The sequence below is a fragment of the Microbacterium album genome, assembly GCF_014643695.1.
GTDB classification, from domain to species: Bacteria; Actinomycetota; Actinomycetes; order Actinomycetales; family Microbacteriaceae; genus Microbacterium; species Microbacterium album.
Genome location: NZ_BMJY01000009.1, coordinates 59,273 through 72,449, shown reverse-complemented (window position 1 = coordinate 72,449; position 13,177 = coordinate 59,273). Strand labels below are relative to the sequence as shown.

16 protein-coding genes are annotated in these 13,177 nt (G+C 68.3%); 12 read left to right on the top strand and 4 right to left on the bottom strand.

All coding sequences use genetic code 11. The features are described 5' to 3' along the window. Positions 1 to 26: 26 nt before the first annotated feature. The 10 genes from IEX37_RS10960 (at position 27) to IEX37_RS10915 (ending at position 8,100) form a co-directional block, all read left to right on the top strand. The gene (locus IEX37_RS10960; protein WP_229663220.1) at positions 27 to 1,247 is read left to right on the top strand and encodes a toll/interleukin-1 receptor domain-containing protein; all 1,221 of its coding nucleotides are present in this window, start codon (positions 27 to 29) and stop codon (positions 1,245 to 1,247) included. Continuing rightward, positions 1,244 to 2,074: a hypothetical protein gene (locus IEX37_RS10955; RefSeq protein WP_188756309.1), complete on the top strand. Its 831-nt coding sequence runs from the start codon at positions 1,244 to 1,246 to the stop codon at positions 2,072 to 2,074. Before IEX37_RS10960 ends, IEX37_RS10955 begins: the two co-directional genes overlap by 4 nt. Next, positions 1,959 to 2,765 carry a restriction endonuclease gene (locus IEX37_RS10950; protein ID WP_229663219.1) on the top strand — a complete coding sequence of 269 codons (807 nt, stop codon included), beginning with the start codon at positions 1,959 to 1,961 and terminating at the stop codon, positions 2,763 to 2,765. The genes IEX37_RS10955 and IEX37_RS10950 overlap by 116 nt, the downstream gene beginning before the upstream one ends. Positions 2,766 to 2,770: 5 nt before the next feature. Continuing rightward, entirely contained in the window at positions 2,771 to 3,259 is a 489-nt protein-coding gene (locus tag IEX37_RS10945) for a PIN domain-containing protein (protein WP_188756307.1), read from the top strand. A 414-nt stretch (positions 3,260 to 3,673) separates the two neighbouring features. Then, positions 3,674 to 4,549, top strand: a complete 876-nt coding sequence (locus IEX37_RS10940; RefSeq protein ID WP_188756306.1) for an SDR family NAD(P)-dependent oxidoreductase — start codon at positions 3,674 to 3,676, stop codon at positions 4,547 to 4,549. 149 nt (positions 4,550 to 4,698) lie between these two features. Continuing rightward, positions 4,699 to 5,031, top strand: coding sequence for an ArsR/SmtB family transcription factor (locus tag IEX37_RS10935; RefSeq protein ID WP_188756305.1), 333 nt, complete (start codon positions 4,699 to 4,701; stop codon positions 5,029 to 5,031). Beyond that, positions 5,028 to 5,510, top strand: coding sequence for an SRPBCC domain-containing protein (locus IEX37_RS10930; RefSeq protein WP_188756304.1), 483 nt, complete (start codon positions 5,028 to 5,030; stop codon positions 5,508 to 5,510). The genes IEX37_RS10935 and IEX37_RS10930 overlap by 4 nt, the downstream gene beginning before the upstream one ends. Positions 5,511 to 5,634: 124 nt before the next feature. Then, a complete protein-coding gene (locus IEX37_RS10925) occupies positions 5,635 to 6,279 on the top strand; it encodes a TetR family transcriptional regulator (RefSeq protein ID WP_188756303.1) in 645 nt (214 codons plus the stop codon). Next, the gene (locus IEX37_RS10920; RefSeq protein WP_188756302.1) at positions 6,272 to 7,270 is read left to right on the top strand and encodes a glycoside hydrolase family 113 protein; all 999 of its coding nucleotides are present in this window, start codon (positions 6,272 to 6,274) and stop codon (positions 7,268 to 7,270) included. Before IEX37_RS10925 ends, IEX37_RS10920 begins: the two co-directional genes overlap by 8 nt. Beyond that, positions 7,267 to 8,100 carry a CPBP family intramembrane glutamic endopeptidase gene (locus IEX37_RS10915; protein WP_188756301.1) on the top strand — a complete coding sequence of 278 codons (834 nt, stop codon included), beginning with the start codon at positions 7,267 to 7,269 and terminating at the stop codon, positions 8,098 to 8,100. Before IEX37_RS10920 ends, IEX37_RS10915 begins: the two co-directional genes overlap by 4 nt. Here the strand turns inward: IEX37_RS10915 and IEX37_RS10910 are convergent. Beyond that, complete coding sequence (locus IEX37_RS10910; protein WP_188756300.1) at positions 8,072 to 8,500, bottom strand: MerR family transcriptional regulator; 429 nt, start codon at positions 8,498 to 8,500, stop codon at positions 8,072 to 8,074. The two genes, IEX37_RS10915 and IEX37_RS10910, sit on opposite strands and share 29 nt — an antisense overlap. A 170-nt stretch (positions 8,501 to 8,670) precedes the next feature. Between IEX37_RS10910 and IEX37_RS10905 the strand changes: the two genes are divergently transcribed. Continuing rightward, positions 8,671 to 8,844 carry a hypothetical protein gene (locus IEX37_RS10905; RefSeq protein WP_188756299.1) on the top strand — a complete coding sequence of 58 codons (174 nt, stop codon included), beginning with the start codon at positions 8,671 to 8,673 and terminating at the stop codon, positions 8,842 to 8,844. Between the two features lie 17 nt (positions 8,845 to 8,861). On the opposite strand, the gene IEX37_RS10900 is transcribed toward IEX37_RS10905, so the two are convergent. Both IEX37_RS10900 and IEX37_RS10895 read right to left on the bottom strand, forming a co-directional pair. Then, positions 8,862 to 9,500 (bottom strand): Atu4866 domain-containing protein, encoded by a 639-nt coding sequence (locus tag IEX37_RS10900; protein ID WP_188756298.1) that lies wholly within the window; start codon positions 9,498 to 9,500, stop codon positions 8,862 to 8,864. Positions 9,501 to 9,529: 29 nt separating this feature from the next. Continuing rightward, the gene (locus tag IEX37_RS10895; RefSeq protein WP_188756297.1) at positions 9,530 to 10,615 is read right to left on the bottom strand and encodes an aldo/keto reductase; all 1,086 of its coding nucleotides are present in this window, start codon (positions 10,613 to 10,615) and stop codon (positions 9,530 to 9,532) included. A 172-nt stretch (positions 10,616 to 10,787) separates the two neighbouring features. Here IEX37_RS10895 and IEX37_RS10890 point away from each other — a divergent pair, with 172 nt between their 5' ends. Then, the gene (locus IEX37_RS10890; protein WP_188756296.1) at positions 10,788 to 11,624 is read left to right on the top strand and encodes a helix-turn-helix transcriptional regulator; all 837 of its coding nucleotides are present in this window, start codon (positions 10,788 to 10,790) and stop codon (positions 11,622 to 11,624) included. A gap of 62 nt (positions 11,625 to 11,686) precedes the next feature. Here the strand turns inward: IEX37_RS10890 and IEX37_RS10885 are convergent, their stop codons facing one another. Continuing rightward, a complete protein-coding gene (locus IEX37_RS10885; protein ID WP_188756295.1) occupies positions 11,687 to 13,108 on the bottom strand; it encodes an MFS transporter in 1,422 nt (473 codons plus the stop codon). Positions 13,109 to 13,177 lie beyond the last annotated feature (69 nt).

Genomic DNA, 13,177 nt, shown 5'->3' with positions numbered 1-13,177 from the left:
GAGGCGGCGTTTCGAAAGGAGAGCGCGTGCCGATCCCGCCGATCCTTGACGTATTCGTCGTCTGGCACCCCGACGACGCGATCGGCGCCGAGCGATTCGCGGAGCTCCATGAGCACTTCCATAGCCCCGCATTCTCGGGCCTGGCTGGCGGTGCCGTTGAGGTGTATGCGCGCAGCGATCCCTGGGACGACGGAGGGCCGCCACGGCCCTTGGGCATTGCGACGCCGCTCGGCGAGGGACTCCCGACCGCACAGTTCAATGCAATCGTCCCGATCATCGACACGAACTTGCTCCGCGCAGCGGCCGAGGCGGCCAATCCATGGAACACGTATCTTCGCGAGATCGCCGAACTGAACCAGAGCGCTGGCGTAGGCGTCTACCCCGTCGTGGCGAAAGGCTTGCAATGGGGCACCAGCATCGTCAATCAGATCCTCGGCGGCATCCAGACCCTGCCCGCTGACGTGAACACGGATGCCGGCTTGTTCGGGCGCGAGCTGGCGCAGGCGATCACCCAGCAGCTCCAGCAGGAGGCGAACTTCCCCGCACGACTGACGGTGTTCGTGAGTCACACGAAGCACCGTTCTTCAGAGGAGGCTTCGCGTTCCGGTCCCGCGATGTTCGAGCGTGTGCGTGACCACATCCAGCAGTCTCACCTGTCGGCGTTCTTCGACGCGCAAGACATCCAACCGGGTGGCGACTGGGAGAGGACGCTTAAGGACGCCGCTGGCAGCAGCGCGTTGCTGATGATCCGCACCGACGTGTACGCCGCACGAGAGTGGACGCAACGTGAGGTCCACGCCGCAAAGCACAGCGGCATGTCGGTCGTTTGCATGTACGCGCTCACTGCCGGTGAGGAGCGGGGCTCCTTCCTGATGGACCACGTCCCCTCGGTGGTCTGTGACCTCGCCGATCCTGATCCCGGGGTTGCTCTTGCTCTCAACAGGCTCGTCGACGAGACGCTCAAGAACACTCTTTGGCAAGCGCAGACGTCCTATCTCTCGGAGGACGGGTTCGATTGGCTTCCTGCGCAATCGCCTGAGCCGACCACGCTCGCCCCCTGGCTCGCTTCACATCAAGAGACGCAGCCAGATGACAAGCACCTCTGGATCATTCACCCCGATCCGCCGCTCGGGCCCGCGGAACGAGAGGTGCTGCTGCAGTTGTGCGCGGTGGCAGGCCACGATGTCGACGTCGACATCTTGACGCCCCGAACGTTCGCTGCGCGCGGTGGAGCACTCAAGACATGAGCGAGCCCACCCTCATCTCGCGAGACGCTCTGTCGGGCCAGAAAGTCGCCTTATCAGTCTCTGAGAGCGCCGATCTCTCACGTCTTGGTCTCACTGAGCAACACTGCCGACTGGTCGTCGCCGAAGTAGGCAGAGCGATCATGCTCGCGGAAGGAACGGTCGTATACGGGGGTCACCTCAATCCCGGTGGCTACACCGAGATCCTGATCGAAGAGGCACAACGTTTCAGCAGCGGACGATCCGCGCTCGAGATCACACTCGCCGAATCTGAGTACCGGAAGCTCACGGCAGACGAGCTGATGGCGGCAGACAGGAATCTCGGTGACATCGGCAGGCTGACGTTGGTTTCCGAGTCGCGTAAGACGGTGCCGATCTCACGTGCCCTGGACGGCTCTTGGAGTCACGACGCGGGCAGCGCATTGACCGCGATGCGCGAGTATGTCGCGAGCGGAACAACAGCCCGTCTGATTGTTGGGGGGCGCCTCGCGGGCTACGTCGGCGCCGAACCCGGCGTGATCGAAGAGGCCCGTCTGACGATTCAGTCCGGATGCCTGCTCCTCGTCGCTGGAGGGTACGGTGGCGCAGCAGCGGCAGTCGCGCAGCGTCTATATCCACAGTATTTCGACGGTTGGGCGCCCCGAGCGTACCCCGCGGACAGTGAGGACGCACAGGTCCTAGTCGCGCTGGACGCGCTGCATGACGCATACGCTAGTGCCGCTATTGGTCCTCACCGTGACGAAGAACTGTTGCGGCTTCTTACTATCAGCCATAGGCCAGCCGACATCGCGCGTGCGACCGTGCGCCTGCTCACGGAAGCGGCGAACTAGGTTGACGGGTTGGCGTGATTACCAAGAACAGGCAGCAGGACTGTTCCAAGAGCTCGGCTTCGACGTGCGCACCGACCTGCGAGTTATTGGGGCGCGTGGGAGCCATGACGTAGATGTCTACGCGAGTTTCGAGCGTGCTGGATTGGCCGTGAACTGGGTCATCGAGTGCAAGCACTGGAAGCGACCAGTCGACAAGTCCCACGTGCTGACTCTGAGATCGATCGTCGAGGACGTCGGTGCAGATCGTGGGATCTTGCTGTCCGAGTCCGGGGCTCAGAGCGGCGCAGTTGCCGTGACCCACAAGAGCAACGTGCACGTCACATCGATCATGGATCTCAAGGCGATAGCGGCTGATGAGATCGTTCTTGAGCAGGTCCGAGCGCTACCAAAGAGAGCTGCCTCGGCCCACGCTCGATACTGGGCACTGCCCAAGCCGCATCGCGAAGAATACGGGCTTCGTCCGGAGGCGCCAACGTACGGCTATAGCGGCGCCGTCGTTCTAGCGCAGATTAAGGACGTCCTCTTTAGCGTCCTCGCAGGACAGTACCCCCCGAGGGGTGACATGTTGCCCGCCATCGATGTTCATAGCCCAGCCGAGGCGCTTTCGTGGGCTTACCCGCAGCTGGACGATCTAGAGCAGAAGCTCGGAGCAGCCGAGAAGGGTCTTTCAACCTTTCGGGATAGCGGTTGATATTGATGCCATATCGCTGTGGGCTTGGTCTTTCGGCACGTACATCGCGCGCCGGGTCGGCTCCGCTGGCCGTCAAAGGACGCAACGGCAAGCCCGTTCTCGTCGAACCGGATTGGCCGATCAGGATCCAGGATCACAGCGGTCAGGATGTCCTGGGCGCGACGTTCATGGCCTCCGTCGCTCGGCGCGAGGAGAAGGGCAGCGATGTGAATGTCGCCTCCCATCTGCTGATCGACGTGCTCACCCGCAAGGTCGATGCGGCTGTCGTCATCAGCAACGACAGCGATCTGGCCTACCCGATCAGCGTCGCGCGCGAGCACGTCCCGGTCGGGCTGATCAACCCGACGAAGGGCGTCCGCGCGGGGAAGCTCGCAGGAACGCCAAGCGAAGGCGCTGGCAGCCACTGGTGGTACCGCCTTGCGCCCGACGACCTCTCCTCGCATCAGCTCCCGAACGTCATCTCGTCGCGGATCACGAATCCGGCGCCGTGGTGACGAGTGCTACCATGGGGCCATACCACCCGGCGCCTCTGGCGCCGGGTCTTTTCTTTGCGCACCACGCACGATTCGAGGGGCGCTCGGTAGCCCGGGAACTGTGCACGTCCGGAGACCACCGCTGAAATAGATGCCGTGCGGTCGCGGATCACGAGACTGGAGCGGGAACTCCGGCGGGTCATCGCTGCTGTCGATCCTCGCCTACGAGTCTGGGCGCGGTCACGTCCGGGCTCTCCCACCTCAGACCGACGGTGTCAGCGGAAGTGTCAACTTTCGAGGACTAGCCCCGCTCCGCCCGGAGCGGCCATGTTGGTGAGGTTGCCCAGCTGACTTCGGAGGTCTGTATGCGTCGAGCCCCGCGCCCGGGACGGAACGCGTCCGCGCCAGCTCCCACCGCCGTGGGGAAGGTGAAGCGTGCCTGACATCGGGGATGGCTCCCGGCAGCGGCTCGCTCTTGTGACCGGCGCGAGTCGCGGTATCGGCGCTCACATCCTGGCGGGACTCGTGGCCGCCGGATTCGAGGTCCTCGCACCCACCAGAGCCGAACTCGACCTGTCGTCGTCTGCATCGGTGCGCCACTACACGTCAGAGCTGCTCGCGGACGGAAGAGCGATCGACGTGCTCGTCCTCAACGCTGGCATCTTCGCGCCGCGCACGCCGAGCTACACTCCGGACGGCTACGAGCTGCAGTGGCAGACCAACCTCCTGGGCCATGTCGCGCTCACCGCGCTCCTGTTCCCCCTCCTGCGAAACTCTCCTGTTCGTCAATCCGGCGCACGGGTGGTCGCTCAGACGAGCCTCTCCGCGCAGATCGGTCGGCTTCCGAGCCGGGTTCTGTCGCAGGCGGCCGCCGGCCCGTGGACGGAAGGCGCTCCGTATCGTCCGATCTCCCAGTACGCGAGGAGCAAGATCGGCCTCGGTCTGTTCGCGTGCGAGCTCGACCGGAGGTCGCGAGAGCACGGTTGGGGCATCAGCGCCGCGGTCGCGCACCCCGGGGCGGCGGCGACCGACATCGCCGCGGCTTCCGGGTTCGTCAAGAGCCAGCACCGATCGGACAACTGGATGATCAAGGCGGGTCTCATCCAGACCGCTCGCGACGGCGCCGGACCTGCGGTGCTCGCCGCCAGGGCCACGGACGCAGGCGGACGATTCTACGGTCCGGGCGGATTGATCGGGTCCACCGGCAGACCGGCCGAGCGACGCCTCTGGCGAGTGTTCCGCGATCGAAAGAAGGCGGCACGATTGTGGACCCTGCTCGAAGCTCAAGCCGGAGCCTGCTTTCCGCGGTGACGATCGCGGAGCGTCCGGGCGTCTCGCTCGGCTCGACCTCCTTCCGATTGCCACGTGCGGCACGGACAGACGTCGCGGCAGTGCCCGTCCTGCACGTCCCCAATACTTTCCCCTTGCGCTAAGTATCCGGGCCTGAAATACTTTTCCACATGGCTAAGCATCGTGCTTTGGACGGACTGTTCGTCGCGCTCGCCGACCCGACCAGGCGCGCTGTGATCCGGCGTCTCGGTGCGGGGTCGGCGAGCGTGGGTGAGCTGGCGGAGCCGTTTCCGATCACCCTGCCGTCGTTCGTGAAGCATGTGCGCATGCTCGAGTCCACGGGGCTCATCCGCACGCGCAAGTCCGGGCGGGTCCGCACCTGCACGCTCAACCGCGACCGCCTCTTGCTCGTCGAGGGCTGGCTCGCCGAGCAGCGCGAGCTCTGGGAGCAGCGCACCGACCGTCTCGAACAGTTCGTCACCGATCAGCAGGAGGACCAATGACCACGTTCGATCCCCGTCTCGACCTCACGATCGAGCGCGTGATCCGCGCACCACGTTCGGTCGTGTGGCGTGCCTGGACCGAGCCGGAGCGGTTGCAACAGTGGTGGGTTCCTGCGCCGACCATCGCGCGCATCGACAGTCTCGACGTCCAGCCAGGCGGAGCATTCGTCACCAGCATGAGCGACGACGGCGACACCTTCGTGCCTCACGCCGATGGTCTCTTCCTGATCGTGGAACCACAGGCCAGGCTCGTCTTCACCAACGCGATCAGCAGCACCTTGCGCCCTGCTGCTCCCGCCCCGGTCCCGATGGCCGCCGAGGTCAGCCTCGCCGAGCACCCCGACGGCACTCTCTATCGCGTGGTGGTGCGGCACGGGAACCCCGCGGACCGTGACCGACACGAGGAACTCGGTTTCTTCGACGGATGGAGCGCGGTGACCAGTGCCCTCGCGGCCCTTGCCGAGAACGACGCAGCATGAGACCACCGGCACGCTCCGCTCGCCGGCTGTGAAGGGGTTGCTCCGCTCGGCTCGTGACCCGGGCTTCACGCCCACGCGCCGCGAGGTGTGGACACGCTTCGACCGATCGTTCTAAAATCAGTCCGTGCGTTCTGAACCGACCCCCGCGCCGCCCCCGGCGGAGCCTCGGGAGGGCGCGCGCACGTTCATCGAGTTGGCCCGCCGTCGTCAGCTCGTCGATGCTGCCGTCGCGACGGTCAACGAGGTCGGGTATCACCGTGCGTCCTTGGCGGAGATCGCGCGCCGGGCGCAGATCGCCAAGAGCGCGGTGGTGTATTACTTCGCGTCCAAGGAAGGGCTGCTGCTCGAGCTCGTGGGCACGGTCTTCGCCGCTCTCGGCGAGAGCGTGCTGGCCGCGGTCGAGGTGATCGAGGAACCCGCCGCGCGGTTGCGCGCCTACGCCGAGGCATACGTCGCCCACGTCGACGCCCACCGGCACGCGATCTCCGCGGCGGTCGAGGTCGCGGTCTCGCACCGCACCGCCGAGGGCACTCCTCTGTACCTCATCAACGACGATGACGACACCGCACTGCTGCGCAGCATCCTGCGCGCCGGTATGGAACAGGGCGCATTCACGGAGATTCCGCTGGATGTGGCGACGGGGCTCGTCGAGAGCGTGCTGGATCGCGCGATCACTCTCGTGCAGCGCGACCCCGGCGTCGATCTCGGCGAGTTGCGCGCGCACGTCGTGCCGTACCTGTTCCGGGCGCTGGGAGTCGACGATGGCTGATCCTGTTCGCGGGATCGGGTACGACGCCGGTGTCATCTACGAGAAGGGCTTCGACAGCAACCCCTCTTTCACCGAGCAGGCAGCGCGACGCGACTTCCGGGCCATCCGCGAGGATCTCGGCTGCACCGCCGTGCTGGTCATGGCGAGCGATCCGCGGCGCCTCGGCACTGCGGCGGGTCTCGCCGCCGAGGAGGGCCTGGCGGTCTGGCTGCAACCGCGCCCGTTCGATCGTCCCGCGCACGAGCTGCGTGCGGCCGTGCGGTCCGCCGCCGACGACGCCGAGCGCCTTCGGAGGTCCGGGGCCACGGCCGGGCTGGTGGTGGGGTGCGAGCTCACGCTGTCGATCCCGGGCATGCTTCCCGGCCCGACGTTCTGGAGCCGAGGATCACTGCTGACGGTGACCTTCCCGCTGCTCCCGATCGCCAACCGACGGCTGCGGCGCCTGCTCGCCGAACTCGTCGAGGATGCGCGAGCGCGTTTCGCCGGGCCCATCTCGTACGGCGCGGGGGACTGGGAGCGACCGGATTGGTCCATCTTCGACGTCGTCGGCGCGGACCGCTACCGGGATGCACGCAACGCGTGGCGATTCGAGGACGACATCCGCGCGCTCGCCGATCAGGCCCACGCTCACGGCAAGCCCTGTTACGTGTTCGAGTTCGGCTCCTGCACCTACCGCGGCGCCGCCGACAAGGCCTCGACCGCCGCAGGAGTGCTCGGCGGACGCACGGAACTGACCGTTCCGACAAATCTCGTGCGCGACGAGCAGGAACAGGCCGACTACATCACCGGCGTGCTCGACACCTTCGATCGCGTCGGAGTGGACGGGACCTTCGTCTGGGGATTCAGCGAACCCGCCCTGACCACCTCCGACGAGCCCGGTCGGGACCTCGACCTGGCGAGCTACGGCATCGTCGCCGCCCACCCTGACGGCACGTGGACGCCGAAGCGCGCTTTCCACGCCCTCGCACAGAGATACCGAGGAACGAGATGACGCACGCGACTGCAGCACGATCCCGCCGAATCGGCTCCGCGGCCTGGAGGATCGCGCTCGCTGTGCTGCCGCTCGGTCTGGGCCTCACCCTCGCGACGACCCTGCTCCCCGCTGCGCAAGACCTCTCGGACCCGGCGACCCTGGCAATCCGGATCCTCGCCGGCCTGGTGATCAGCGCGCTCACCATCGCCGTGGTCGCGCTGCTCGTCCGCTACGTCGACCGCAAACGCCTGCGCGATGCCGGGTTGACGAACATCCGCACCGGATGGAGGCTCGCGATCTGGGGCGCCGTCGTCTGGACCGTCCCGGCCGCGCTGACGTTCGGGGTGCTCGCGCTCGTCGGTGCCCCGCTGACCGTCACCGTTCCCCTCCCGGATCTCGCGGGAACCGTCGTCCTTCTCCTCCTCGCGGTGCTGCTCGCGGAAGCGATTCCCGAGGAGGCGCTCTTCCGCGGCTACATCACGACCGTACTCGGAGCGCTCACGCGCGGGTGGGGCGTCATCATCGTTCAAGCGGTGCTGTTCACGCTCTTCGCGGGACTCCTGCGGCAGAACTGGAACCCGGTCGACCTCTCGCTCTTCCTCGCGATGGGGGTCGGATTCGGCTACCTGCGCATGATCACCGGCTCGGTGTGGATGCCGATCGGGTTCCACGCCGCCTTCCAGACCGGATCCCAGCTCATCCTGAGCCACGACGCCGTCGACTTCGCCGGCGACACCGGCGCCGCCATGCTCGCCCTCGGTGTCATCCCGTTCACCGTCGCCGCGATCCTCGTCAGCAGCACCGGCATCCCGCGCATCGTCAATCCCGGTGGGCGCGCTCCGCGATGACCCTCGGCGCCGTGATGTCTTCGGGCGTGGCGTCCTGCGCCGCCAGCACGTCCTCGTAGTAGCCGATCTTGCGGTTGAGGGCCTCGAGGTGGTCCGCGTCGCGCGCCATGCGCTCCACGAGCGCCGCGCGGTAGGAGGTGAGCACCGCGACGCGCTGCCGGATGGTGTGGTCGCCGGCCCAGGTGAGCGTGACGAACTCCTTCACCTCCCGGATGGGCATGCCGGTGGCACGCAACAGCTGCAGGAAGCGGATCCAGCCGATGTCGTCCTCGGTGTAGCGGCGATGCCCGCTCGGCGCCTTGCCGATCGGCGGCAGGAGCCCTTCGCGCTCGTAGTACCGCAGCGTGTGCTTGCTCAGGGCCGTGCGCGCCGCCACCTCCTCGATCGTGTACCCGTCCATGCGGACACGATAGGCCTTCGACCGCGCTCTAAGTACAGGCCCGCGTGGTTCGACGCCGGGTGCTTGATTTCGAGCGCGCTCACATTCGTACGCTCGCCGCAGACGTCGAAATGTGCCTCTTTCGAACGTCGATCATTCGATCACCCACACGAGCTGACTGGGAGAAGACCATGCCCCACTTCGACATCCACCGCGATGTCTACCCCGAGCAACTGCTGGCCATCGTTCAGGATGAGATCCGGCGTACCGAGCGCGAGCAGGCGCGGCGGGATGCCGCGACTCGGCGGCGCTGCGAACGGCGGGCGGCTCGGCGCGACCGCATCGCGCGTTGGCTCGGGCGGTGATGACGCCCCGGCGTCGGTCAGCGCGTCATGATGAAGCCGGCGTGGTGCAGGACGTCGTCAGCGAGCACTCCGAACGCCCAGAATCCCGTGTCATCGAGGTAGGCGATGCGGTCGCCGCGAGTCCAGTACGCGCCGACCCACGCGTCGACGCGCCCGCTGCGGGTCTCGGTGTAGCGGCCATTCGGGAGCAGGTGCTGTTCGATGGCCTGGGAGCGGTCGATCCACGCCCCGATCCAGGCGTCCGGATCGCTGACCGCGGCGCGGGTGGTGGGCGCGCCGTTCCTGGCCAGGATCTCCCCGTCGACGACGATCGCGAGGAGGTCGGCGGGGCGGATGATGAGCGAGCCGCGCACCTGCGGTTCGGTGACGCGGGCGCGGGTGACGGCGAAGGTCGCAGGGTTCCCCGGCGCCAGGTCGTAGGCGTCCCGCTCGTGCGCGGGGCGGGCGCGCAGCGCGCTGTCGACCAGTATCGGCACGATCGTCGCACCGCCGGCGTGGATTGTCCGGGCATCGTCGGGCCGCTCGTTGGGTCCCACGGGGCCCGCGTGGGTGATGGTACGGCCGTCCGTCCACACGTCGCCGCGCACCGTGCGTGTGGGCGTGAGGTGCACGGTGGCGTCGGTGAACACGAGCGGTCCGGTGTGCTCGGCGGTCATGATCGGTCTCCCGGCGTCGTTCTGCGGCATCATCCCTGCGGGGCGGTGACCGACGCGAGCCGGTCGTCGTCGTTGACGGGGCGGCGCGACGCGCGTCTGCGGTCGACGATCCGGCGCCACTGGTCACCATAGGCGAGACCGATCATGTCCTCGCCCGCCATGACGTCGTGCGGGAAACCACGCCGCGGGGCGCTGATCTCGTCGAGCCGGTCCAGGATGTCGGCGTCCAGGAGGATGTCGGCGGCGGCGAGGTTCGTCCGCAGCTGCTGCTCGCTCGTGGCGCCGAGCAGCGGGATGACGGTGCCGGGGCGGGAGCGCAACCAGGCGAATGCGACCTGCGCGGGCGTCCACCCGCCGGCCTCGGCGATCGCGACGACCTCGCGGACGATGTGGTCGCCGCTCTCGCCGCTGAAGTCCCAGCCGCCGCGGGTGAGGCGCCCTTCACCACCGTCGAGGTACTTCCCGGTCAGGCGCCCTTCGGCCAGCGGACCCCAGGCGAGTACGGCGAGGTCGTGCGCCTTCGCCATCGGTATCAGTTCGGATTCCACGGAGCGGCTGAGCAGGTTGTAGCGCAGCTGCACGCCGATGAACGGTGACCATCCCCGGAGCTCGGCGAGGGTGGTGGCCTCGGCGATCTCCCACGCCGGCCAGTCCGAGACGCCGACGTGGAGAACCTTCCCGGCCCGGACCTGGTCGTCCAGCGCCCGCATCAGCTCCGGCAGCGGCGTCAGCGTGTCGCGGGCGTGCACCCACAGCACGTCGATGTGGTCGGTCTGCAGGCGACGCAGGCTTGCCTCGAGCGACCGGGTCAAATTCTTGCGGTGGTTGCCGGCGGCGTTGGGGTCTCCGGCCTCGGTCTGCAGCGTGAACTTAGTGCCGAGCACGAACCGGTCCCGGCGCCCCTTCAACGCGTCGCCGAGAATCGTCTCGGCCCTGCCGCCGGTGTAGAGGTTGGCGGTGTCGATGAAGTTGCCGCCCGCCTCGGCGTACGCGTCCAGGATCCTTGTGCTGGTTTCAGCCGGAGCGCCCCACCCCCAGTCGTCGCCGAAGGTCATGGTGCCGAGCGCGAACTCGGAGACGCGGATGCCGGAGCGGCCGAGCAAGGTGTAGCGCATGATGTCCTTCAGATCGGGAACGGAGTCGTGAACGCTCCCGCCCGCGCCTCGATCGGGGCGCGTCGCGGAGTGATTCCATGCTCGATCGCGCCGACGCCCGCAACCAGGCCGACCGTTTCCTGGGAGCAGCCCACGCAGGAACGTGGGGCGGAGGCGGCGTACCGTCGACATCATGGACGGCAATGACCGCAACGAGCTGGGGAGCTTCCTCCGCGCCCGCCGCGCCGCGCTGCGCCCGCAGCCCGAGGCGCTCAGCTCGTCCGGCCACCGGCGAGTCCCGGGCTTGCGCCGCGAGGAGGTCGCCGTGCTCGCCGGGCTCAGCGTGGACTACTACACCCGACTCGAGCAGGGCCGCGAGCGGCACCCCTCCACCCAGATCCTCGACGCACTCGCCCGCGCATTGGAGCTGGGCGCCGACGCCCGCGCGCACCTCCATCGGCTCGCCGGGCACGCCGCTCCCGAGCAGCGCCACGCCCCGGGTCAGATCGTCCGACCGGAGCTGGCCGCGCTGCTGGAGGCTTGGAGTGCGACCCCGGCGTACGTGATCGACCGGGCCCTGGACATCGTGGCCGCGAACGACCTCGCCCGCGTCCTGCACTCGGCGTTCGGCGAAGCGGACAACCTGGCCCGCATGACGTTCCTCGACCCCGCCGGACGCGACTTCTACGTGGACTGGGATCGCGCCGCCCACTCTGTCGCCGCGCACCTGCGCCTGGCCGTGGGACATGACCCGCAGGCGCCCCGCCTGGTCGCGCTCCTCGATGAGCTCACCGCCCACAGCAGCGCGTTCCGCGACCTGTGGAGCCGCCAGGATGTGCGCGGCAAGACCCGTGAAGCCAAACAGTTCCGCCATCCCGACGTCGGCTTGCTGACCCTCGACTACGACGCCTTCGATGTGCGCAGCACCCCGGGCCTGCAGCTCATCGTCCATCACGCCCCGCCCGGCAGCGCGAGCGCCGAGGCCCTCGGCCTGCTCGGCTCCCTCGCCGCCACCCGCGCCACCGAGTAGCCGCACCGCCGCGGCGCGCGATGCGCCCGCGGCGGTGCGCGATCGGTCGCGCGGGACATGGATCAACGCCCGCGGTGGAACGAGGCCGCCGCGGCAGCGAGGAGGGTGGCGACGGCGGCTCCGAGGAAGATCCAGGAGAAGCCGTTGGTGGCGGCCTCGGGGGCGGCTACGCCGGCCTCGATCAGCGAGTCGGTGCGGACCGCCGCGAGCGTGCCGAGGACGGCGAGGCCGAGGGCGCCGCCGATCTGCTGGCTGGTGTTGACGAGGCCGCCGGCGAGCCCGGCCTCCCCGCCGTCGACGCCGTCGACCGCCAGCTGCGTGGTCGTGACGAATGCGCCGCCCATTCCGATCCCGATCAGAAGGCTCGGCCCGAGGATGTGCGTGAGGAATCCGGCGTCGGAAGGGGCGAGCGACAGCCAGACCAGGCCCGCGGCGAGCACCGCGAGCGACCCGATGAGTGTCGTCCTCGTGCCGACGCGCTGGATGGCGACGGGTGCGAGGCCGGCGACGATCACGAGGGCGCCCGCGAGCGGCAGCTGTGTGAGTCCCGTCGTGAGCGCGTCGTAGCCGAGCACGGCCTGCATGAACACGGAGAGCGCGAAGAACAGGGCGACCATCGCCGCACCGATGAGCACCATGACGATGTTGCCCAGGCTGAGGCTGCGGTTGCCGAACACCGCGAGCGGCACGAGCGGCTCAGCGGTCCGACGCTCGATGAGGACGAACGCGACGCCCAGCACGAGCGCGGCTGCGGCGAGAGCGATCGTGAGCGGATGCGCGAGTCCGATCTGCTCGACGGCGCTCAGCGCCCCGACGGCCGCGACGAGCGCTCCGGTGATCGTGGCCGCGCCCGGCAGATCGAGCTTGCCGCGCACGATCGATGTGTCCCGGGCGATCAGCAGCGGAACCGCGACGAGCACGACGGCCCCGATGGGGATGTTGACGAAGAACACCGACTGCCACCCGAACGCGGCCGTCAGGACGCCGCCGAGCAGCACGCCCGCTGCCGACCCCACTCCCGCGACGCCGCCCCACACACCCAGCGCCTTGGTGCGCTCCGTCGGGTCGGGGAACAACCCGGTGAGCAGGGCGAGCGCCGCCGGCGCGAGCAGCGCCGCCGACGCCCCCTGGATGGCACGGGCTGCCAGGAGTATCTCGCTGGTGAGGGAAAGGCCGGCCAGAGCGGAGGCGGCCACGAACCCGGCGGTTCCGATGAGGAAGACCCGGCGGTGTCCGTAGCGGTCGGCGAGGCGTCCGCCGAGGAGGAGCAGGCCGCCGAAGGCGAGGACGTACGCCGTGATGACCCAGGCGAGCGCGGCGGTGCCCATTCCCAATTGGGATCCGAGGACGGGGAGGGCGATGTTGACGATGGAGGCGTCGAGCACCACGAGGAACTGTGCGAGGGCGAGGACGCTCAGGGCGAGCCAGCGCCGCGCGCTGTGCGTCGATCGCGGGGGTGCGGCGAGGGGAGCGGTGACAGTCATGAGGGACTCCTTTCGGTGGTGAGGTTCTGAGGAAACACGGGGGAGAGTGATTCATCACTCACTCTTTCG